This window comes from Bacillus sp. FSL R9-9530, from assembly GCF_038008145.1.
Lineage (GTDB): Bacteria > Bacillota > Bacilli > Bacillales > Bacillaceae_G > Bacillus_A > Bacillus_A mycoides.
This window is the reverse complement of record NZ_JBBOYO010000001.1, coordinates 1576082-1597935: the sequence shown is the minus strand read 5'-3', so window position 1 is coordinate 1597935 and position 21854 is coordinate 1576082. Positions and strand designations below refer to the sequence as shown.

General features: G+C 33.8%; 20 protein-coding genes and 1 pseudogene. 14 read left to right on the top strand and 7 right to left on the bottom strand.

The genetic code is table 11. From position 1 onward, the window contains the following. Positions 1-96 precede the first annotated feature (96 nt). On the top strand, positions 97-1140 hold the full coding sequence (locus MKX66_RS07910) for an aspartate-semialdehyde dehydrogenase (protein ID WP_002168402.1): 1044 nt from the start codon (positions 97-99) through the stop codon (positions 1138-1140). Positions 1141-1249: 109 nt separating this feature from the next. On the opposite strand, the gene MKX66_RS07905 is transcribed toward MKX66_RS07910, so the two are convergent. Continuing rightward, positions 1250-1378, bottom strand: a complete 129-nt coding sequence (locus tag MKX66_RS07905) for a hypothetical protein (protein WP_255220432.1) — start codon at positions 1376-1378, stop codon at positions 1250-1252. Positions 1379-1386: 8 nt separating this feature from the next. Next, the gene (locus MKX66_RS07900) at positions 1387-1680 is read right to left on the bottom strand and encodes a hypothetical protein (protein ID WP_002168401.1); all 294 of its coding nucleotides are present in this window, start codon (positions 1678-1680) and stop codon (positions 1387-1389) included. A gap of 376 nt (positions 1681-2056) precedes the next feature. Between MKX66_RS07900 and MKX66_RS07895 the strand changes: the two genes are divergently transcribed. Beyond that, positions 2057-3187: a C45 family peptidase gene (locus tag MKX66_RS07895; protein ID WP_326996781.1), complete on the top strand. Its 1131-nt coding sequence runs from the start codon at positions 2057-2059 to the stop codon at positions 3185-3187. A gap of 44 nt (positions 3188-3231) precedes the next feature. Next, positions 3232-3495, top strand: coding sequence for a hypothetical protein (locus MKX66_RS07890; RefSeq protein WP_113768944.1), 264 nt, complete (start codon positions 3232-3234; stop codon positions 3493-3495). A gap of 99 nt (positions 3496-3594) precedes the next feature. On the opposite strand, the pseudogene MKX66_RS30840 reads toward MKX66_RS07890, so the two are convergent. Then, a pseudogene (locus MKX66_RS30840) lies at positions 3595-3689 on the bottom strand (tyrosine-type recombinase/integrase); the annotation flags it as partial. A gap of 63 nt (positions 3690-3752) precedes the next feature. On the opposite strand from MKX66_RS30840, the gene MKX66_RS07880 reads away from it, so the two are divergent. Next, the gene (locus MKX66_RS07880; RefSeq protein WP_341087680.1) at positions 3753-4001 is read left to right on the top strand and encodes a hypothetical protein; all 249 of its coding nucleotides are present in this window, start codon (positions 3753-3755) and stop codon (positions 3999-4001) included. A 1150-nt stretch (positions 4002-5151) separates the two neighbouring features. Beyond that, positions 5152-5403: a DUF3947 family protein gene (locus tag MKX66_RS07875; protein ID WP_002085634.1), complete on the top strand. Its 252-nt coding sequence runs from the start codon at positions 5152-5154 to the stop codon at positions 5401-5403. 362 nt (positions 5404-5765) lie between these two features. Here MKX66_RS07875 and MKX66_RS07870 read toward each other — a convergent pair whose 3' ends face one another. After that, entirely contained in the window at positions 5766-7655 is a 1890-nt protein-coding gene (locus MKX66_RS07870; protein ID WP_341085880.1) for a YVTN family beta-propeller repeat protein, read from the bottom strand. A gap of 518 nt (positions 7656-8173) precedes the next feature. Between MKX66_RS07870 and MKX66_RS07865 the strand changes: the two genes are divergently transcribed. Both MKX66_RS07865 and MKX66_RS07860 read left to right on the top strand, forming a co-directional pair. Then, on the top strand, positions 8174-8464 hold the full coding sequence (locus MKX66_RS07865; RefSeq protein WP_341085878.1) for an ArpU family transcriptional regulator: 291 nt from the start codon (positions 8174-8176) through the stop codon (positions 8462-8464). 922 nt (positions 8465-9386) lie between these two features. Next, positions 9387-9716: a heterocycloanthracin/sonorensin family bacteriocin gene (locus MKX66_RS07860; RefSeq protein WP_002141746.1), complete on the top strand. Its 330-nt coding sequence runs from the start codon at positions 9387-9389 to the stop codon at positions 9714-9716. A 308-nt stretch (positions 9717-10024) separates the two neighbouring features. On the opposite strand, the gene MKX66_RS07855 is transcribed toward MKX66_RS07860, so the two are convergent. Continuing rightward, a complete protein-coding gene (locus tag MKX66_RS07855; protein ID WP_341087628.1) occupies positions 10025-10927 on the bottom strand; it encodes a LysR family transcriptional regulator in 903 nt (300 codons plus the stop codon). A 129-nt stretch (positions 10928-11056) separates the two neighbouring features. Between MKX66_RS07855 and gabT the strand changes: the two genes are divergently transcribed. From gabT to MKX66_RS07825, 6 genes are all read left to right on the top strand, one after another. Next, on the top strand, positions 11057-12382 hold the full coding sequence (gene gabT / locus MKX66_RS07850) for a 4-aminobutyrate--2-oxoglutarate transaminase (RefSeq protein ID WP_002136283.1): 1326 nt from the start codon (positions 11057-11059) through the stop codon (positions 12380-12382). Between the two features lie 14 nt (positions 12383-12396). Then, positions 12397-13086, top strand: coding sequence for an MOSC domain-containing protein (locus MKX66_RS07845; protein ID WP_002189591.1), 690 nt, complete (start codon positions 12397-12399; stop codon positions 13084-13086). Positions 13087-13348: 262 nt separating this feature from the next. Next, a complete protein-coding gene (locus tag MKX66_RS07840; protein ID WP_341085876.1) occupies positions 13349-14233 on the top strand; it encodes a GNAT family N-acetyltransferase in 885 nt (294 codons plus the stop codon). A gap of 33 nt (positions 14234-14266) precedes the next feature. Further along, positions 14267-14863 carry a DUF1349 domain-containing protein gene (locus MKX66_RS07835; protein WP_002127357.1) on the top strand — a complete coding sequence of 199 codons (597 nt, stop codon included), beginning with the start codon at positions 14267-14269 and terminating at the stop codon, positions 14861-14863. Between the two features lie 262 nt (positions 14864-15125). Further along, positions 15126-16880 carry an ABC transporter ATP-binding protein gene (locus MKX66_RS07830; RefSeq protein ID WP_002168397.1) on the top strand — a complete coding sequence of 585 codons (1755 nt, stop codon included), beginning with the start codon at positions 15126-15128 and terminating at the stop codon, positions 16878-16880. Next, positions 16873-18669 carry an ABC transporter ATP-binding protein gene (locus tag MKX66_RS07825; RefSeq protein ID WP_341085875.1) on the top strand — a complete coding sequence of 599 codons (1797 nt, stop codon included), beginning with the start codon at positions 16873-16875 and terminating at the stop codon, positions 18667-18669. The genes MKX66_RS07830 and MKX66_RS07825 overlap by 8 nt, the downstream gene beginning before the upstream one ends. Before the next feature lie 65 nt (positions 18670-18734). On the opposite strand, the gene MKX66_RS07820 is transcribed toward MKX66_RS07825, so the two are convergent. Both MKX66_RS07820 and MKX66_RS07815 read right to left on the bottom strand, forming a co-directional pair. Further along, positions 18735-19022: a tyrosine-type recombinase/integrase gene (locus tag MKX66_RS07820; RefSeq protein ID WP_445662205.1), complete on the bottom strand. Its 288-nt coding sequence runs from the start codon at positions 19020-19022 to the stop codon at positions 18735-18737. Positions 19023-19284: 262 nt separating this feature from the next. Then, positions 19285-20505 carry an ATP-grasp domain-containing protein gene (locus MKX66_RS07815; RefSeq protein ID WP_341085874.1) on the bottom strand — a complete coding sequence of 407 codons (1221 nt, stop codon included), beginning with the start codon at positions 20503-20505 and terminating at the stop codon, positions 19285-19287. Between the two features lie 123 nt (positions 20506-20628). On the opposite strand from MKX66_RS07815, the gene MKX66_RS07810 reads away from it, so the two are divergent. Further along, entirely contained in the window at positions 20629-21726 is a 1098-nt protein-coding gene (locus MKX66_RS07810) for a YheC/YheD family endospore coat-associated protein (RefSeq protein WP_326996771.1), read from the top strand. Positions 21727-21854 lie beyond the last annotated feature (128 nt).

The window sequence follows — 21854 nt, the reverse complement described above, 5'->3', positions numbered from 1 at the left end:
ATGATTATATCATGTATTTCAATTTTTCAAATCATTAAATTTCTTTTAAAATTAAGTTGTGGAGAAATTCATTCAATTGAAAATGGAGGAGAAAAAATGAGTGAAAAGAGCTATCATGTAGCTGTAGTTGGAGCTACAGGCGCAGTAGGGCAAAAAATCATTGCATTGTTAGAGAGAGTAACGAAATTTAATATAGAAGAAATTACATTACTCTCGTCAAAACGATCTGCTGGTAAGATAGTACAATTTAAAGGACGAGAGATTAAAATACAAGAGGCAAAATCAACTAGTTTTGAAGGTGTAGACATTGCCTTTTTTAGCGCTGGGGGAGAAGTTTCTAGACAATATGTAAATCATGCAGTTTCTAGTGGTGCAATCGTAATTGACAACACAAGTGAATACCGAATGGCACACGATGTACCACTCGTCGTTCCAGAAGTAAATGCACATACTTTAAGGGAACATAAAAGGATCATTGCAGTTCCGAATTGCTCAGCACTACAGATGGTAACAGCTCTTCAGCCAATTCGAAAATCATTTGGTTTAGAACGAATTATTGTTTCAACGTATCAAGCCGTATCAGGCTCAGGAATTCATGCGATTCATGAATTAAAAGAACAAGCTAAGTCAATGCTTACAGGTGAAGAAGTGAAGAGCACTATATTACCAGTGAAAAAAGATAAAAAACATTATCCAATTGCATTTAATGTATTGCCGCAAGTGGATATATTTACAGACAATGATTTCACATTCGAAGAAGTAAAGATGATTCAAGAGACGAAGAAAATTTTAGAAGATCCAAATCTGAAAATGGCAGCTACTTGCGTCAGAGTTCCAGTTGTATCGGGGCATTCTGAATCAGTTTATATTGAACTTGAAAAAGAAGCGACCGTTGCAGAAATTAAAGAAGTACTACTGAATGCACCAGGTGTTATTTTACAAGATAATCCTAGTGAACAAATTTATCCAACGCCATTATATGCAGAGGGTAAAAGAGATACATTTGTAGGTAGAATACGTAAAGATCCTGATACATCAAAAGGATTCCATCTTTGGATCGTTTCTGATAATTTATTAAAAGGTGCTGCTTGGAACTCAGTTCAAATCGCAGAGACATTGGTGGAAAATGGGATTATTTAGTATGGATTTATATAAATATTGAAAATAGAAGGATATTTGGGAAACCGTTAATTATAATGGTTTCCTGTTTTTTACTTAATGAGTATTTTCCTCTTACTTCAATTAAAATTTAATTTAAGTTAGTTTTTATAGTGTTTTTATAAATATCAACTTTATCTGCAGAGAATTTTAAAAATCTAGGCTCTCCGTTAATTGTGAGATTAATATTAAGTGATAAAGGCATTTCAACCTTTTTCATTACATCTTCTATAGCAATATACTCATCTTCTTTTTCGTTATAAAAACAATGGAACTAATTAATACCTCATTATTTTCAATATCAATACTACACATCATAGGGAATTTCTCATCATTATGTATTATTAATTCGCCAAGTACTATTGAACCGTTTAATTCTTCTGTAAAATTTATTGTTTCCACTGGTTTTACCCACGTTTCATCGCACTCTTCATTTTCCGCTTCATCTATTGCCCATTCCCATATTGGGTTTTGTTTCAGGTCCTCAATAGTTAATTCATCAATTGGTTTGCTATTACACATTAATATATACTCCTTTTGCCCTGAAAATGGATGAGTAAAAAATTTATTCATTAATTGTAAAATGTGGCTATTTGCAATCCTATAAATACAAGTTTGCTCGTTTCAATAAATAGTTGATCGCAAATAAGAAGTTTCAATGTAGATTATTATCCATTTGATATTATTAAATCTAGTTTTGTAATGTTGAACTTATTTTTACAACCTATTAAAAGTCTATTCTTACGGTAATCTTAACAAGGTTTTAACTAGACAGTAAATAATGCCTTTTGAAAAGGAAAACCGTGGTTGTGATGGGGGAAATAGCAAAAAACATCAAGAATGAACAAAAGTGTTTTGGTATGATATGGAATATATTCAATGTGAGGGGGAGATTATGGTGTATCAAGTAAAGGGGTACTTTTCATCGCTAAAAGGAAGTCATTATGAAGTTGGAAAACAGCAAGGGGAGTTTGTGAAAAATCATCCGTATCTCATTCCACAATTTATGCAGCAAGAAAATTTAATATCAGATAGCCATTGGACAGAATCTAGAAAAGTACTAAAACAATATTGTCCAGGAATTAATGAAGAAATTGAAGGGTTTTGCGAAGTATTGAAAATCCCTTCTAGAAATATGATGTATTATTATCAAACACTATTAAAAGCAGGTTGTAGTCATTGTGCAGTATTACCTAGAAAAACTGATTCAGAGCATACATATGTATTAAGAAATTATGATTTATCACCGAGAATAGATGATATGCGTTTTTGCTCGACGCATGTTGAAGGTGCATATGCACATAGTGGCTTTTCTACTCAATATTTTGGACGAACAGAAGGAATTAACGAGCATGGGTTATCTGTTACATTTTCGGCATGTGGTCAACCTGTAGGGAATATTGATGGTTTAAGAAAGCCGATGGTAAATGGTTTGCAATGTTTTGCGGTAATTCGGGTATTATTGGAGAAATGTCAAAATGTGCAGGAGGCTAAGATATTAATAGAAGAAATGCCAATTGCAAGTAACATTAATATAATTGTAGCTGATCCTTTAAAAGCGGCACATATAGGGATTTTTGATGGTTTTAAATCAACAACAACTAAAGAAGACAGTCAAGGCTTTATCGTATCAACTAATCATGCGGTTAGTTCATCCATTCAAAAATTAAATAACAGGAGACTAGAGCAATCTACGAAGAGATATCACATTTTACATGAGCATTTAAACCGAAATGAACAGGTGAGTATGGAATCTTTAAAAGGATTGGTAGAAGAAGAATATCCTGCAGGGGTGACGGTGCATAATTATGAAGAGTGGTTTGGGACTTTGCATTCTGTATTATTTGATTTACAGGATCGTACATTGAATATTTGCTTCGGATCGCCACTTTTCAACGAGTGGCACTCATTGAAAGTTGGAGAAAGCCTTCCGTTTTCTCAAGTGAATGTGAACTTTGAAAATAGTGAATATACTGATTTTTGGAGAGAAGAGAAAAGTGAGTTGATTCCTAAAGAACAAAAGGAATAATGTGGTAAAATGGAGGGGTCGGAAATAGACAGGAGGGGTTGATATTGCTACAAGCCATGTTACCATTTGTTCTTATCTTATTTTTAGTCGTTTCGATGTATATAACTTATCAAAAAAGAAAAAAATCAGGGATAAAAGGATTAAAAAGTGCATTAACTTCTAGTTGTTGCTTTTTAATTGCAATCTTAAATTTGTTTGCATATTGGTTTCATTTTGGTGGTATTTTTACTTGGTTATTTTCAATCGTATTATTGCTAGTTGGAGCATATTTTACAAAATATATTCCAATCTCAAAAAAGGTGCACTAAAATTATATGAGTTTAATATGTAATGTTTTATTTCAATGTGCTATAGATGCCTTTAAATCAATGCTTTTGAGCATTTTGATATGTGTTTGCAAACACATATCAAAATATACTCTTCGCGAATGTTTTCACTGCATCTTCTTGCATATTGGGTAAGACATGAGAATATACCCTTAAAGTTAAAGAGATATCAAATGCCAATGACAGAATTCATGAAGTTTGTAAAGTGCGAGAACGAAGATGTTTTTGACATCAAGCAGATGTACAACGCGGAAAAAGCTTTCAAGAAAGTGCAGAACCACCGAAATCTACATTTTGCTTACATGGGTATGCGAGTAAATGTAGCTGGCAAGTGGGGTACAATCGTTGGAAACTGGAAAACTAATTTGTTCGTTTTGTTCGATGGGGAAATAGAAGCGTACAACTGCCACCCTTATTGGGAAATTGCTTACTTCGATGAAGAGGGCAATGTGGTTCATAGCTGTCAAAAGGGAGAGTATGCGATATAAGTAAAAAAGGACGAGCAGTCGTACCTACTGTCCTTTATAGGAGAAAAATTATTCTGGACTAGAACTACGAATAACCAGAAAACGCACTTTTAACCAGTGTTGTCAAAGATGTAATAATTTATGCAACAAAAAAGCTTAGTCGGAATTCAAAACACCAAAATGGCTTGCATTGGTAAACAGGCTCAAAAGTAGTATATGCAAAATGAAAAATTCCATACAAAAAGCAGACAACAATTTTGGTTGTCTGCCAGTGAGTCGAATGAGTTAGCTAATTGTGATAAATTGCTTTCCCATTACAAGAAGAGTGAAGCTGCTAGTTCAAACAGCTTGTAGGTAGTCTTTTCGATATTTTAAAAAATATACAGAGAAAGCAGATAAGTGACGAATCTACCTGCTTCTGCTGTAACAAAAGAAAGAAGTATTAGCCGTGGATACGGCGGCTTGAAAATAGTATGTATTGGTTTTGAAAAAATATTCAAGGAGTGAAGGGAAATGGGATGGGGACAAATTTGAGGGCTATTTAATCGAACAGCTTCGTACCCGTCACAGTCGGTATCCTATTGTGACGGGTATCTGACTTATATTATTGAGAGAACGGGACGGAAGGATGCCACAGTATTGTTGCAGGAATCCAGACGGACCTGCGCGCTTGCCCCAGCATTCGCGAGTTGCGTCACGGCATTCAAGATAGCAGATCTTCTGCCAGATTTGACGGCTACGTTATAGTTCACGACTAGGGGCGAACTGGGTCCTGATGGGGAAAGCGATTGAGAATTGCTTGATGATAGGTTGTTCTTAACGTGACGTTCGCTGTCAGCGTGAAACCTTCTATAGTAATGCCAGTCAGCGTTGTCCCATTAAATGAGGTGAGTTTGACTGTAAGCATGTAACGGTTTTGCATATTTATTTTTCCTTTATTATTAGACTCAATTTATTTTATGCTTGTCTAACAATTTAGTGTAGACACTTGCATCATAATAAGTTGAAAGGTATATAAGATTATATTTTGATAAGGCGTGGGGATAAAAAGAAGGCAGTTGAACAAAAACGTTATTTGAATAAAAGCTAGTGGACTAGTTTTTAACACTCACTGAAATTAATACTCATAATATACTTTGTAATAACTTATATGGAAGTGAGTTGAATACTAATGTTTTATTCATATTTTGATACCCGAGATAGAATGCGTCCGTATGGTACGGCGGGTATTACGTATAGCGGAGCACAAAGTACAATTCAAGCTGTTCAACAAGCGTTACAAGCACAGCAGCAAATGCAACAAATACAGCAAGGCATACAACCGTACTATTTATCTATGGAGTATTATTATCCAATGCATCATATTACACCATACGGAATTTCTGTTTCAACAATTCCATATGGAACTGTATACAATTTATAAAAATATGCGGGGGAATAAATTTGAGTATTTATATAAGGGCGCAAGTACAGAGCGCCCTTATAAGAAATGATTCGTATCTGATGAATTAATATTCAATTAAATGTGTAATTAAGATTAATATAAAAATTTTATTTTGTATGTATTTGAAACACGAAAAGAGCACTTAATAAAGTGCTCTCATGACGAGATCATTCACTCAAAAGAAAGGAATACACCATATCATACGAAAATATTTTGAAATGCTCTTGGGTAAATTAATTATTATTTGTAAAAAAAGCAGCTAGCAAAAGCTAACTGCTCGGATATGATGGGGATTAATGGAAGAACAGAGAAATATGATTAGTGTCTCTCTGTTTTTTATATTATTCGCAAATAAATCCGGTTGCTATACCAGTTGGAGCAACACCTACTGGGACCGTATCAATAACCGTATTTGTAGCAGTATTGATGACAGAAACAGTATTACTAGCTTGGTTTGTAACATAGGCACGAGTGCCATCTGGTATGATAGTCACTTGGTCTGGTGATAGTGCAACCGGAATGGTATCGATGACGGTGTTTGTCAACGTACCTATTACAGATACATTATTACTTACTTTATTTACAACGTAAACACGAGCTCCATCCGGTGTAATAGCTATACCAACAGGTTCGGTACCTACGTTAATTGTATCAATAACGGAATTTGTAGCGGTGTTAATAACAGAAACAGTATTGCTGTTTTGATTTGTGACATAAGCACGAGTCCCATCTAGTGTGAAGACGATTATCCTAGGTCGAATACCGACATTAATGGTACCGACAACTGTGTTGGTAGCAGTAGCGATAACAGAAATTGTATTACTTAATTCGTTTGCAACATACGCAAGGGCCCCATTTGGTGAAACAGTAATTCCTTGCGGAGCGATTCCAACATTAATGGTACCAACAACTGTGTTGGTAGCAGCGTTAATAACAGAAACTGTATTATTACCATGATTTCCAACATAAACAGTTGTGTTATTTGGAGAAACAGCTACACCAATTGGATTATTTCCAACAGGGATGGTAGCGATAACTGTATTAGTGGCAGTATCAATAACGGAAACGGTATTAGAAAAAATATTAGTAACATAAGCACGAGTCCCATTTGGTGAAACTGTTACTTCAAGAGGTGCATTATCTACAGTGATTGTATCGACTACTGTATTTGTTCCGGTGTTAATTACAGATACTGTATCATCTGCAGGATCATCAATGGCTCCTGCGTTTGTAGCATAAACAAGGAAATTACATCCAGGTCCCGTCGGCCCAGTAGGCCCAGTAGGTCCAGTAGGCCCCGGTGGGCAATCACAATCTCCCGATGGCCCAGTAGGTCCCGGTGGTCCTTCAGGCCCTTGAATACCTTGCACGCCTTGAGGTCCAGTAGGCCCTGCAGGCCCTTCAGTTCCTTGAATGCCCTGCACGCCTTGAGGTCCAGTAGGTCCTTCAGGTCCTTCAGGCCCTTCAGGCCCTTGAATGCCTTGCACGCCTTGAGGTCCAGTAGGTCCTGGTGGCCCAGGAACTCCTGTTCCTGTCCCTGAACCAGTAGGTCCTGGTGGTCCTTGAATGCCTTGAATACCTTGCACACCTTGAGGTCCAGTAGGTCCTTCAGGCCCTTCAGGCCCTTCAGTTCCTTGAATGCCTTGCACGCCTTGAGGTCCAGTAGGTCCTTCAGGCCCTTCAGTTCCTTGAATGCCTTGCACGCCTTGAGGTCCAGTAGGTCCTTCAGGTCCTTCAGGCCCCGTAGGCCCCGTCGTTCCAGTAATGTTTAATAGTGAACTATTCAAGACTCCTTGTAAAATTAAGCTAAATGTCTGCTGTAACAAGGGGTCCGATATATTTGAACAACTAATAAGTGAAGACAAGTTTTGGAATAGAAATTGGAATAATGCTGAGATTTGAGTGAGAGTTGCAGTAGGTAAGGAATTGATTAATTGGTTTATAGTTCGTAAAACTAAATTTCTATTTGGTGTATTTGGTTGTACTGCTATTAATAAATCATTTAATGCCTGTAATGCTGTTTGGAGTATTTGTCTAGTTGTAGGATTTGGTGTTGTGAAGAAAGAAAGGATAGCTTGGTTTAATTGGTTTATTATTTGCAATAATTCTTGTTGTTGAGAATTTGAGAAAAAAACAGGTGTACAACAATTACTTTGATTACAAGGGGATACAGAAATAAAGCAGGGGCGCTGAAACTTATCACACGAATTTGACTTATTATTATGTCTCATAAATAACTCCTCTAAAAAATTTTAAATGTTAGATATGTCTTGATAATTTATATTAGCAACTGAGTTTAAAGTATTTATGGGTATATGTTTAATATGAAATGTTCAGAAGTTTTTCTTCCTTCAAAGTATATGTCAATAAAGTGAAGATGATCTTATTTTACATGTAATCATATATATAAATAAAATGAAGATACTTTTATAGTACATATAATCAATACTTAGTTACTAATAGGATGTTGTAATCATAGGAATAGAAGATATTATGACATATGATTTTATTAATATGACTCGCATTCCATATAACGGGCATCTGATTTGAATTTTTTCCAGTATCTTAATACATTTAAGAGACTGGATTGTTTAGTGGAAATAAAACTTAATAAAATAATCCTTTTATAAATAAGTAGATCGAACGGAGGGGAACCGTATCGTATGAATCAATTGTCATTTTCTGAAGACATCGATGAAAAAGAGATGCGAAGACTTGTGGTGAAGGAGCTGAAAAACTACAAAGCATTGTGCGTTCGGATGAAAAATCAAGAAGAACAGGCTCAAACGGGGGCATCGTTCTTTTTCCTAAAATGAAAGGTGACGATAAGAATCATGAGATACGTTTTAAACAAATTGAACGGACATTGAAATATGCTCTTGATAATGATCAACGTCAGATAATTGAATTGAAGTATTTTGGGAGTGAGAAAGTCAAAGATTCCTATGTTTATAATGAATTGATGATGAGGCGTGATAGTTTTTATGAGAATAAAAAAATAGCTATCCGTTTGATAGCTACTGCTTTAGGGATTATATGAACGTGGTTTTATTTTAGTGAAGATGAAATTATGATCTTTTGTGTTACTGATATAAATTGTTATATGATACGTGTAATCCATCTTACTCGCTCTGCCTTGTGGCAGGGCTTTTTTATATAATAATATAAATTAAGTAGTTAAAGAGGTGTGTTTAAATGAGCTGGGAAGAATCATATAGAAGAGAGCAACCATGTCCATGTGGTAAGGGAAAATATATTGAAATTATGAAGGTGTATGCAATAGAAGAAATATAAGAAAGTGCTAACACGTATGCGGAATAGACATAAAACATCGCTGATTTGCCATTCATAAAAATAGACTTTTCTTAGCAGAAATCACTAATTATAAATACTTATAAAATTAGCTCTGATATAGCAGATATTGAAGCGAAGAAAAATAAAGATGGGAGTGCATATTGGAAATACGAAGATGACCAAACAAAATTATGGAATATACGACTATAGAACTAGAAAATGATGACATAAATCTAAATATTATTGTTTAAATTCATATTTTATAATGTCCATTTAGCCCGCATTAACTGCCCGTAAACCCCCTCTGATTAAAGTTTCACTTTATAAAAATGAGCCCATAGTAAAAATAACCTAAAAATAGGCATATGAACAAGGTGCATCATCTAGTGATAGGTCATATTTTGTTGGTGTACGTATTGAACTTAGTTTATCCCGCTATTTGTGGGCAGTAAAACTCCCACCTCAAAATCCAACTGGAGCAAAGAAGTTAGGTGGGAGCCCTGCTGCCCGTAAACGCCCGATTGGTGCGGGCTAATAATCAGTGGGGGATGAACAAAACCCCTACTGATTAAAGTTTCACTTTATAGCGCTATTTCTACTTAGATTTAACGAACAGAAATATAGGAAAGTATCGATGGGGTTTTAGTTTATAAACGGAGGTCATGAAGATGAATAATTTTCAACAAGAACTACAAGCGTTAAGCCTTAATGATTATCAGCCTGGAAATATTGTGTATTGGGACCAGCAAAACCAATATCCATATTACTATATTACAGATGATGCTCGTCGCTGTGGCGGCTGTGGCGGTGGTCGTTGTGGTGGTTGTGGCGGCGGTGGTCGTTGTGGCGGTGGTCGTTGTGGTGGATTCCGTTGTTTTGGTTGCTTCGGTTGCTTTAGTTGTTTTGGTTGTGGTGGTTGCTCTAATTGCTCTAATTGCTCTAATTGCTCTAATTGTTTTGATGGTTTTAATGGTACTACTGTAACATTTGAATATTGATAAGAGACAAAAAGGAATCCATTTTGAAAAAAGATTGATCGAAACGGATTCCTACTTTGTGAAGCATTATATAATTTTTATAAAAATGTGCTAACAAGTTTGCAAACGGACTTGCTAACACCTATACGAAATAGACATAAAGTATCGCTGATGTGTAGCTTAATAATACGATAATAATTTAGCACTTATAATGAATAATAGGTTATTAGAAAAGAAACCATAAAATGTAATGTTTTATATCATAATAAAAAGAGATTATTCTAATAGGTCGTTGTGTAACGGCTGCATAGGATAATCTCTTTTTATGCTTATTTTTGTAAAGAATGTACTGTTATTTTGAGTTGCTCAATAAATTTCCGGGTAGCAGCGCACATATATTTATCTCTTCTATAAATAAGTCCTATATCTATTGTTGGAGTGGGGTTTTCAATTTTAATAGCTTGTATGTGCTCATTTTGCAAAAAGTCTATATACGGTTTTGGTAACACGGTAATCCCCATACCTTCTGCGACCATTTGAATTAAAGATTCCATTGTACTAATTTCTAAAATTGGCTTTGGTTTAAAGTTAAAGTTTTGGCAATGAGATGTAATTAGTTCTGTTAAATAGAAATTTTTAGGTAGAAGAATTAAAGGATAGTCCTGTAATTCTTCAATAGATACATACTTACGTTCAGTTAAAGAATGGCTGGTTGGCACAACTAATGTAAGTTCACTTTTATATAGTGGGATAGAAACAATCTCTTTATCTTGCACCGGGAGAAATGTAATACCAATATCTAATTCATTTTGTAATAATTTTTCACGAATTTCTCCTGTACGAAGCCCCAACACAGAGAGTTCGATATTTGGATATTGCTTATTGAAATCTAATATAGCTGGTGGTAGTAAATAATTTACTACGGTTAACAAAGATCCTATTGTTAAGGAACCATGATGTAATCCATTTAAATCTTGAATGGCAGAACGAGCTTGTTCGACTTCGTGAAAGATTGTTTTACTGTGCGATAATAAAACTCTGCCTGCTTCAGTTAAAGATATTTTTTTACCAATTCGATCGAAAAGTGGCATGCCTACTTCATGTTCTAATGCACGTATTTGTTGGCTTAGTGAAGGTTGTGAAATATTTAATTTCTCGGCTGCTTTTGTGAAATGTAATTCTTTCGAAACAGCTAAAAAGTATTCTAATTGTCGTAATTCGATTGAAATCACCTCAAGTTTAATCATAGGATATACCTATCATTATTATATAAATAATTGAATTGAACAATGGTTTTGTGGGATATATAATCACTTTATCAGAAATGGATTGATTAAAAAATTAGATGAGGTGAAGAAGAATTGTTGAAATCTAGTGTATTACCGGGCAGTTATTCACAAGTACTTCAAAAAAGGTATGAGGAGGCTGTACCGACAGGAATATATCATTTAACGCCTTTATATGTAAAAGAAGCAAGGGGAGCGATAATAACAGATGTAGATGGAAATCAGTTTATTGATTTTGCTGGTGGAATTGGTATGCAAAATGTTGGACATTGTCATCCGAAAGTTGTAAGAGCGGTACAAAAACAAGCAGAATCATTTATACATCCTTGTTTTCATGTAACTCCATATGAAAATTATATTACTTTAGCGGAGAAAATTAATGAGAAAGTGCCAGGTACAAGTAAGAAAAAAACGATGTTTGCCAATAGTGGTGCGGAAGCGATTGAAAATGCTGTAAAGATCGCACGTAAAGTAACAGGGAGGAGTAAAGTAATTTCGTTTGAACGAGGATTTCATGGGAGAACATTAATGACAATGTCTCTATCGACCAAAGAAACTCCATATAAAGCAGGATTTGGTCCGTTCGTTTCAGACATGCATATATTGCCGTATCCGTACTATTACAGAGCTGAAGAAGGAGTTTCTACTGAAGAAGTGGATTCTCAAGTCATCTATCAGTTTGAAAAGTTTTTAGAAGAAGTATCACCTGAAAAAGTAGCAGCAATCGTAATGGAACCAGTACAAGGAGAAGGTGGGTTTATTGTTCCTTCTATTACATTTGTAAAACGATTACGAGAAATTTGTAATCAATACGGTATTTTAATGATAATGGATGAAGTGCAAACTGGATTTGGCCGAACAGGGAAATGGTTTGCAACAGAACATTTTCATATAGAGCCTGACATAATGACTTTGTCAAAATCAATTGCTGGCGGTTTACCATTAAGTGCTATTGTCGGTCGTGCGGAGTTGATGGACATTCCTGGGAGAGGACAAATTGGTGGAACTTTTGCAGGTAGTCCGTTATCTTGTGCAGCTGGTCTTGCTGTATTTGAAATAATGGAAGAAGAAAATCTAGTTGAAAGGGCTCAGCAAATTGGAAATAGAATAATGTTACATCTACATCAAATGCAATTAAAGTACGAAGTGATTGGTGATGTTCGTGGAATTGGTGCGATGGTTGCAATGGAACTTGTAACGAATCGCATAACGAAAGAACCTGCAAAACAACTAACAGTAAAGCTAATTGAAGATTTTTGGAAGAATGGGCTTATAAGTATTGGAGCGGGGATATTTGATAATGTACTACGCTTTTTACCACCTCTAGTTATCTCAAACGAAGAAATAGATAGAGGGTTTGAAATAATAAATGAGTCTTTTGAAAAGTTGTGCCGCAAGTAAGAGGAGGAATTTGAATGACTAAAGTATATGAAATCCTATCTTTAAATATAGGACTACCAAAAGAGGTTATGTATGGTGGGAAGTTAATTCAAACAGGGATAAATAAAAAGCAAGTAAAGGAACCTGTTTTTTTATCATTTTTAAAGCTTAATGGAGATGGACAGGCGGATTTAGTTCATCATGGAGGGGTAGATAAAGCGGTTTGTGTTTATACTGGTGATCACTATCCGTACTGGGAAAAAGAATTGAATCAGGAACTTGTATATGGGGCTTTCGGTGAAAATATAACAGTAAGCGGAATGTGTGAAGAAGATGTTTGTATTGGTGACACGTTTCACCTCGGAGAAGCAATTGTACAAGTAACGCAGCCAAGACAACCTTGTTTTAAATTAGCAAAGAAATATAATATTCCAAAGCTACCATTATATTTTCAAGATACAGGATACACAGGTTTTTATTTTCGAGTATTAAAAGAAGGATGGATATTACCGGTAGATACTTTGAAATTGTTGAAGCCTGATCCAAAAGGTGTGTCAGTTTCGTTTGCGAATCGCATAATGCATAAAGAAAAACAAAACTCTGAAGGATTAAAAAGGATTTTAGAAGTAAATGCACTGTCTACTAGTTGGAGAAAGACGTTTGAAAAGCGAGTGAAGGGAGAAGAAATTAGTACGAAGGAGCGACTTGAGGGAACCAAAGAATAGGTGAATTATATTTGCATAAAATGGTGTATTTCTATTATCGGAAAGATAAGTAGGAAGCACCATTTGTTATATAATAAACATGATATTATTCAAAAATCTTAATACTAGTTTATTCGACTTGTTTTTTAATAATCAAAACATAAAATAAATTAAACCATTTTTAAAAGTTTTATGATACTATATTGATTTGAAAGGCCTATTTTTTGAGAGTAGGTCATATAAGTATATCTAAATTAATGGAATCGACGTATGGAGGGACAACATGGGCAATGTTGAAAAAATGGTAAACTTTCTATTAGAAGAACCGAGAAGAGAACAGTTATTTCCTTTATTTGAAGAAGTGTTTGGGATTACGAGCCAAACATTGCAGGATTTTTCAGAGAAAGGGTATTGGGATTATACATATAAAGCATTATCATTTTTACAAGATGATAATGCGATTGCAAATGTTGCGGCATTTTCACTTCCGCTTTTAATTAATGGTGAAAAAATAAATGCAACGGGTATTCAATCAGTAATGACACATCCGAATTATCGTAGACGAGGATTAATGAAGCAATTGTTTAGTAAGATGATAGAGGAAATTGATGAGCAATGCGAGTGTGCGGTCTTGTTTACGGAAAATCCGGAACTATATAAACCATTTGGTTTTCAAATTGTGCAAGAATATTTGATGACAGTATCATACGAAAATAAAGGCTACAAAGATTCTCAACTTAAAAAGTTAGATTTTTATAATGAAGAGGATAGACAATTAATACATGAGATTATTGAAAATGGCCAAAGGCTTTCTAATAAATTTTCAACGTTAAATTACCGCTCTTCGTTTTATTTAAATATGTATGATTCAACATGGAATGAAAACCTTTATTATTCAGAGAAATTAGATGCGCTGATTGTTTTTACAGTAGAAAATCAAAAACTAAAATTATTTGGAGTATTTGCGCCGGTAATTCCGATTTTAGATGAATTATGTGAGGAAATCTCTGGGGAATTTACGGAGATTGAATTTTATTTCTACCCAGATCAATTAGGAATTGATGATGTACAATATACAGAATTACAGACTAGTAAGTATTTAATGGTTCGAAGTAATAAAGAATTAGATTTTAAAGGTTATAAATTCCCGGTATTAACTGAGTTTTAAATATTAATTTAAATGCTTTTTTATGGAGGAATTATGAAAACATCATATATACCAAATCATATTGAGCAACTTACTGTAATGAACGCACCTAAATTTTACAAACTTGAAGACAATGATACATTCATTGTCCATTCGAAAGAAGAAACAGATTTTTGGCTGAAAACCCATTATGGTTTTGAAGTAATGAATGGCCATGTATTTTATGATGAGATAATGACAGATTTTCAGGCTGAGGTTCAATTGCGCATGAATCCAAATGCGACATACGATCAAGCGGGTTTATTTGTTATGATTTCTGAGAAGTGTTGGTTAAAAACATCTTTAGAATATATTCCTGAGGGCCCATCACATTTAGGTGCTGTCGTAACGAATAATGGCTATTCTGATTGGTCAACGCAAGACTATCCAAATGAATTTGCTAAGCAACAATTACGTTTTCGAATTATTCGAAAACTTGGCGATTATACAATATATGTGAAAACGAGTCAGCGATGGGAACAAATAAGAATCGCTCATTTGATGGAGGACATAGGTAATGAGCCTGTTAAAATTGGTTTTTATACGTGTAGTCCTTCTGAAAATAATGGATTCGAGACCGAGGTTTTCGATTTTAAAATTGAACAAATATAGATGGGAAAACCGCATTCTTACTAAATGAGAATGCGGTTTTTATTAAGTTAAAGAGTATTCACATCAACTGGCAGTGAAAATGCCTGGTAGATTAAAGTTCCATTTTATTGACTAAAAATGATTTAAAACTTATCATTTAATAATGTTAAATATTAATTTGCCTAATATAATAGGACTAATGGAGAAATTACAGACTATATCGCTCAAATAAGGAGGACTATAAATTATTCGATGGTAATTTCATGAAAAAAGGAGATTGTGTATGAAATCATTTCGCAAGTTGTTACAGTATTTAAAACCATACATGTTCTTCGCTATTATTGGACCGCTATTTATGGTACTTGAGGTTGCGATGGACTTAATTCAACCGACAATAATGCAACATATTATTGATGTTGGAATTGCAAACCGGGATTTGAATTATGTAATAAAAATGGGGCTTCTTATGATAGGAGCAGCAGCAATCGGTTTAATTGGAGGACTTGGTTGTATGATGTATTCTACAAAAGCTGCTGTTAATTTCGCTACAGACATACGAAAAGATGTGTTTGCGAAAATAGAAACATTTTCTAGCAAAAATCGTGATTCATTTGGAACAGGTAAATTATTAACAATCGTGACAAATGATATTACATCTATTCAATCGGCAATGACGATGACGTTACGTGTACTTGTCCGTGGACCGTTATTATTTATTGGAAGTATCATTATAGTCTTTGTAACAGCGAGAGACCTATTTCCAATTTTACTTGTTGTGGTACCCGTATTATTAGTTGCAATTGTATTGATTGCAGGTCAATCGAGCGGTTCATTTAAGCGAGTACAAGAAGCATTAGATAAAGTAAACACAAAGCTACAAGAAAATTTATCCGGTGTACGTGTTATAAAAGCATATGTAAGACAAAAATATGAAATCGCACAGTTTGAGAAAGTTAATACAAGTTTAACTGAAATAAATATTCGTGCAATACAAATTATTTCATTGATGATGCCAATTATTATGCTAGTTGTAAATAGCGGAATTGTAGCAACTTTATGGATTGGTGGCGAGAAAGTTTTTAACGGTACACTCCAAGTAGGGGCCATTTTAGCTTTTATTAACTATTTAAATATCATTTTAATGTCACTTATGTCTATTAGTATGGTATTTATTCAAATTGCCCGTGCTTTTCCATCAGCTGATCGTGTACAACAAGTCTTACATACTGAAGTTGATATTACAACTGAAGGCGACGTATATGAACCAAAACAAGTGGGTGGTAATGTAGAGTTTAAAAATGTTAGCTATAGTTATACGAAAAATAATGAATATGTTTTAAAAGATATTTCCTTTACTGTACGTAAAGGTGAAAAAATAGGGATTATTGGATCGACCGGAAGTGGTAAATCTACATTGGCGAAACTATTGCCACGACTTTACGATGTTGATCAAGGTGAAATATGTATAGATGATGTTAATGTGAAAGCATACGATTTGCAAAAACTTCGTGCTTCCATTGGCTTCGTTCCACAAAAGGCACTTCTTTTTTCAGGCAGTATAGAAGAGAATTTACGCTATGGCAAAGAAGATGCAACTTATGATGAATTGGAATTAGCATCTTCATCTGCTTGTGCGACTGAGTTTATCAATAAGCTGGAAGACTCTTATGAATATAACTTAACACAAGGTGCAACCAATCTATCTGGTGGTCAAAAACAACGTATATCTATTGCAAGAGCCCTAGTGAGAAAGCCATCTATTCTTGTATTAGACGATTCTACATCGGCAGTTGATGCGAAGTCAGAAGCTGTAATACAGGAAGCGTTAAGGACAAGATATAGTGGCACAACGACATTTTTAATTGCATCAAAAATATCTTCTATTATAGATGCTGATAAAATCCTCGTTTTGAATAACGGTGAATTAGTTGGAAATGGTACGCATGAGGATTTATTGGCAACTTGTGAAGTGTATCAGGAAATTTATCTTTCCCAAGGTGGTAGCCTGCAGCAAGAAGGAGGGGAAGAGCGTGCGTAATTTTCAAGGACAATTTGGAAATAAAGGTGGACGTAACAATCTGAAAACGGGAAAAACTAAGAATACTAAAGGAACTATAATGCGAGTATGGAACTATATGGGGTATCAAAAAGCATCTCTTATGTTCGTTATTATTCTTGTATTTATCACGACATTACTAGGTTTACTTGGACCATATTATATGGGGGTCATCATTGATGAATACATTGTACCGAAGGATTTAAGCGGGACAGCCAGAATGTGCATGCTACTCATTGCGATATATGGGATAACCGTATTATTAACATGGTTACAAACATTTATAATGATTAATGTTGCATTAAAGACTATACAAAAAATACGACAAGATATTTTTGAAAAAATCCAAACACTTTCTCTACGATTCTTTGATGTACGTTCTCAAGGTGATTTAATGAGCCGTGTGACAAATGATATTGATAACTTAAATCAAGCTTTGACACAAAGTGTTGTGCAAATCATTTCATCAGCGTTAACGTTTATAGGTGTAACAATTGCGATGTTTTCATTAGATTGGATTTTAGCGATTGTAACTTTAATTACAGTACCTATTATGTTTTTCGTTACGAAAAAACTAGTTGCTTATAGTGGGAAAAACTTTGCGAAGCGTCAAAAGGATTTAGGAGAATTAAATGGATTTATTGAGGAAGCTATTACAGGCGCAGACGTAACTACGTTATACGGAAAAGAAAAAGAAACCGTACATAACTTTAATGAAATTAACGAACAGCTAAGAATTTCAGCAACGAAGGCTGAAACGTTTTCAGCATTTATTTTTCCAAGTATGAACTTTATTAATAACTTAGGAATGGGGCTTGTAATTGGAACTGGATCGGTAATGGTATTAAACGGAATGACAACAGTAGGTGTCATTGCAGCTTTTATTAATTATTCTCGACAATTTTCAAGACCACTTAGTCAATTTGCAACTTTAATGAATACGATTCAAGCGGCAGTTGCTGGAGGAGAACGTGTCTTTGAAATTATGGATGAAGTACCAGAAATTCAAAATAAAAAAGATGCAGTACTTGTACAAAATTTACAAGGACATGTTAGGCTTGAGGAAGTTTCATTTGGATACGCACAGGACAACATGATTTTAAAAGATGTGAGTCTCGAGGCGAATCCTGGGGAGACAATCGCTTTAGTCGGTCCAACTGGATCAGGAAAAACAACAATTATTAATTTGTTAACTCGCTTTTATGACATTCAAAAAGGGCAAATTAGCATTGATGAAAAAGATATAAAGGATTATGATATTAATTCTTTGCGGAGTAAAATAGGGGTTGTTTTACAGGATACGTATTTATTTGCAGGAACGATTATGGAAAATATTCGATATGGACGTTTAGATGCAAGTGATGAAGAAGTAGTTGCAGCAGCAAAAGCAGCATCAGCACATTCTTTTATAAAACATCTACCGAATCAATATGAAACGGAAATTGCTTCAGAAGGTTCGAATTTAAGTCAAGGACAAAAACAACTCCTTGCGATTGCACGAGCGATTTTAGCAGATGCAGATATATTAATTCTCGACGAAGCAACATCTAATATTGATACGAGAACAGAATTACAAATTCAATCTGGATTAAATAATTTAATGAGAGGGCGAACAAGTTTTGTAATCGCTCATCGGCTGAAAACGATTGAAAAAGCAGATCAAATACTTGTAATAAAAGATGGAAGTATTTTAGAGAGAGGAAATCATGAAACTCTCATGGAAGATGGTGGGTTTTACTTTGATTTGTATACGAGTCAGTTTAAAATTTAACAAAAACATTGATGTGGTGAGGTTTCTCTAGAAAAGAGAAACCTCATTTTTTATATTTGCAAACATTACCATCCGAATAGTCTTTCACTAAATGTTTTAACAGCGTCCTTTTGCAGACTAGGTGAAAAATGTGAATAGCGATTTAAGGTTATGAAAACGTCCTTATGATCCAATCGTTCGCTTACAATCTTTGGATGTACTCCTTGTTTTAAAAGAAGCGTTGCATGAGTATGGCGTAAATCATGAAATCTAATGTTTTTTAATTCGGATTTTTTCAAATAGGTTTTAAATGTATCACGAAAACCACTTTTGTCTTCTTTTTCCTGTCTCTGAATCAGCTCCGATATCGACAATAATACACCACTTTGTTCCTCTTTTTCGAATATGTCCTTTCACTTAAAACATTCCTTCATTGATTTTTGAATCATGTTGTAAAAGTATATTTGTAATTTTGCTGCTATGAAAATTACATGTTTGGACATATCGGCGATGGATATATTTTACCATATATAAATTAAATCATTTTGGAGTCATCTATTTAGTAAAGAAATTAAAATTATAAGAAATATGATTTTTAGTATATTTTCATCAGTTGGTGTATATATGTTGTATTTATTATTTTTGGATTTCAAATGAAATTTCTTTAGCTGCTTCTAAAGCTATTTTTTTAGCTTCTGTTTTAAAATAGGCTGCAGCTAAAACGTATCCACATCGATGTCCCATTGATGTAGGTGGTTTTAAGATAGTTCCTTTTTTAGGTTTTATATAAACTTTCTCTACACCAGGATATTTAGAACTACGGTTTTTCCCTGTAACTCGAATTAGTTTTCCTTTAGATTTAACTGTTAGGTAATGAGCGTACACATATTTATAATGTTTTTTATTTAGTGAAGGTTTATTTCCTAACATTAACTGAATAGTCTCTTGCACTAAGTTGATTCCATGTCCAATTTCAATTATGTCATTCATTGCTCCACCTGATATTCTGGGATTTATCTCAATTAATTTCCAAACATCTTTTATTCTCCGGAGTTCTAGATGACACGCTCCATTTTTCATATTAAAGGCCTGAATAACAGAATTAACTGCATTGAAAAGACTATTATATAGTCTTTTGTCTACCTGTCCTAGTAAAGAATAACCAGTAACAATAAAACGTTCAAAAAGTGTAATTTCTTGTTCAATTACTGCTATAATATGGACTTTTCCATCTTGAACTAAAATTTCAACTAAGTACTGAGGTCCATCTATATATTCTTCAAGTAGAATTTCTTCATTAGGTAGTTTTTTTAAAAGACTTTGTATAGATAAGATTAATTGATCTTTATTTTTTACTAATAATACATCTTTGGATCCTGTTGATTTAGGGGATTTTACAATAAGAGGGAAATTTATCTCTTTAGTTTTTTCAAGAAAAGATGATAATGATTCTGTTGGTTTGTAAATTAAATAGTTGAGTGAGATTGGTAATTCTTTAAGTACATTACGAGTTAATATTTTGTTTTCCATATGATGGATAGCTTTAGTAGATACAATATTTGAGCAAAATATTTCTGATAAACGTGCAGCCACATAAACAAAAGGGTCAATAAAACTAAAGATCCCTTTTATGTTTTTTCCTGATGTATTTAATTTTTCAATTGTTGTAATTATATTATCATAATCATTTATATCAGTGAAAATCATCTGATGTACATCAGGGAATATAGTGCGTTCATTAATAAATTTTGTTTTTTTAGTTAATAAAACAGTAAAAAAATTAAGTTTTTCAGCTGCTTTGATTGCTTCCCTACTTGATCCAGATTTATTTGTTTCAATGAAAACGATAGTATCCATTTTATGTCACCTTAACCTTTATCATTTTATAAAATCTCAGGTTTATTATTTCTATAGGTAGAATATTAAAATGAGGTTAAGCTTGTTCTGGATTTTTCGAAAAATGGTTGAATGAGGAAGAACATGAATATATATATAATGAATTTGATATTTGTTTTGAAAAAAATCTTTAGAAAGAAGGGAAGAAGAACTAACATGACTATAATTGGTATGCTTCATCATCGGAAAGATCCGAATGACGTAAAGAAAGCATATACTTATGCTGCTGTAGCTAAAGCTGAAGGTGTGGAATTTTTTTATTTTACTTTAGGAAAAGTAAATATAGAAACGAAGAAGATTTTAGGTAAAACTTATGAAAATGGTAAGTGGATTGAACAAGAATTTTCTTTTCCAGATGTTATTTACAATGCAAGTGTTCATGTTAGTGATAAAAATCAGCAAATCTATGATTATCTACATGAAAAAGTTCCTTTTACAAGTCATTCAATTGGAAATAAATTAAGTGTATATAACAGAATAAATAGAGCGAAAAAATTTAAGCAATATCTTATTCCTTTTTATGAATTAAATGATGTTAATAAGTTTTTTGACATGATTAATCGTTATGAAAAACTTATTATTAAACCAATTTCTGGACATCAAGGTAGTGGTATTATTTTCATTGAAAAAAATGGGATGAATTACAGTATGAATGAGTCAGAACAAATTTCATCTATTAATAAAAAACAATTACGGAGCTTTATATCTGATAAGATTCAAGAGCAAGGTTACATAATTCAACAGTTTATTTCATGTCAAATGAAATCTGGGCATGTTTATGATTTTCGATTGCATGTTCAAAGAAATGGGGAAGGCAGGTGGGTTGTTACTTCTATATTCCCTAGAATAGGTCCATTAGGAAGTATTGTATCAAATATGGCTAAGGGTGGTTATAGTACGTATTTAGATGTTTTTTTAAAAGCGGAGTTTGATAACGATTGGTATAATATTAAAAGGTATTTAGAACGATTTGCAGTAACCTTTTCTAACCATTTTAATTCTTTATATGAGGATATACTATTTGATGAGTTAGGAATTGATGTAGGGATTGATAAGGATCAAAAATTGTGGTTATTTGAGGTGAATTGGAGACCAGGGGTACCTAATATATTTAATCTTGAATTAGATGTAGCTAGAAATTTAGTTCACTATGCTAGATATTTGGCTGATAAATATAAATAAGAAAAGGAAAATATAATGAAACCTAGAAACCTTTATATACCAATGTTTCTACTAATTTCTCTTTCTATATCTCCTATAAGGTTTTTCTCCATGCATTCCGAAATTCGGCGGATGCTGGACTGTCGCCA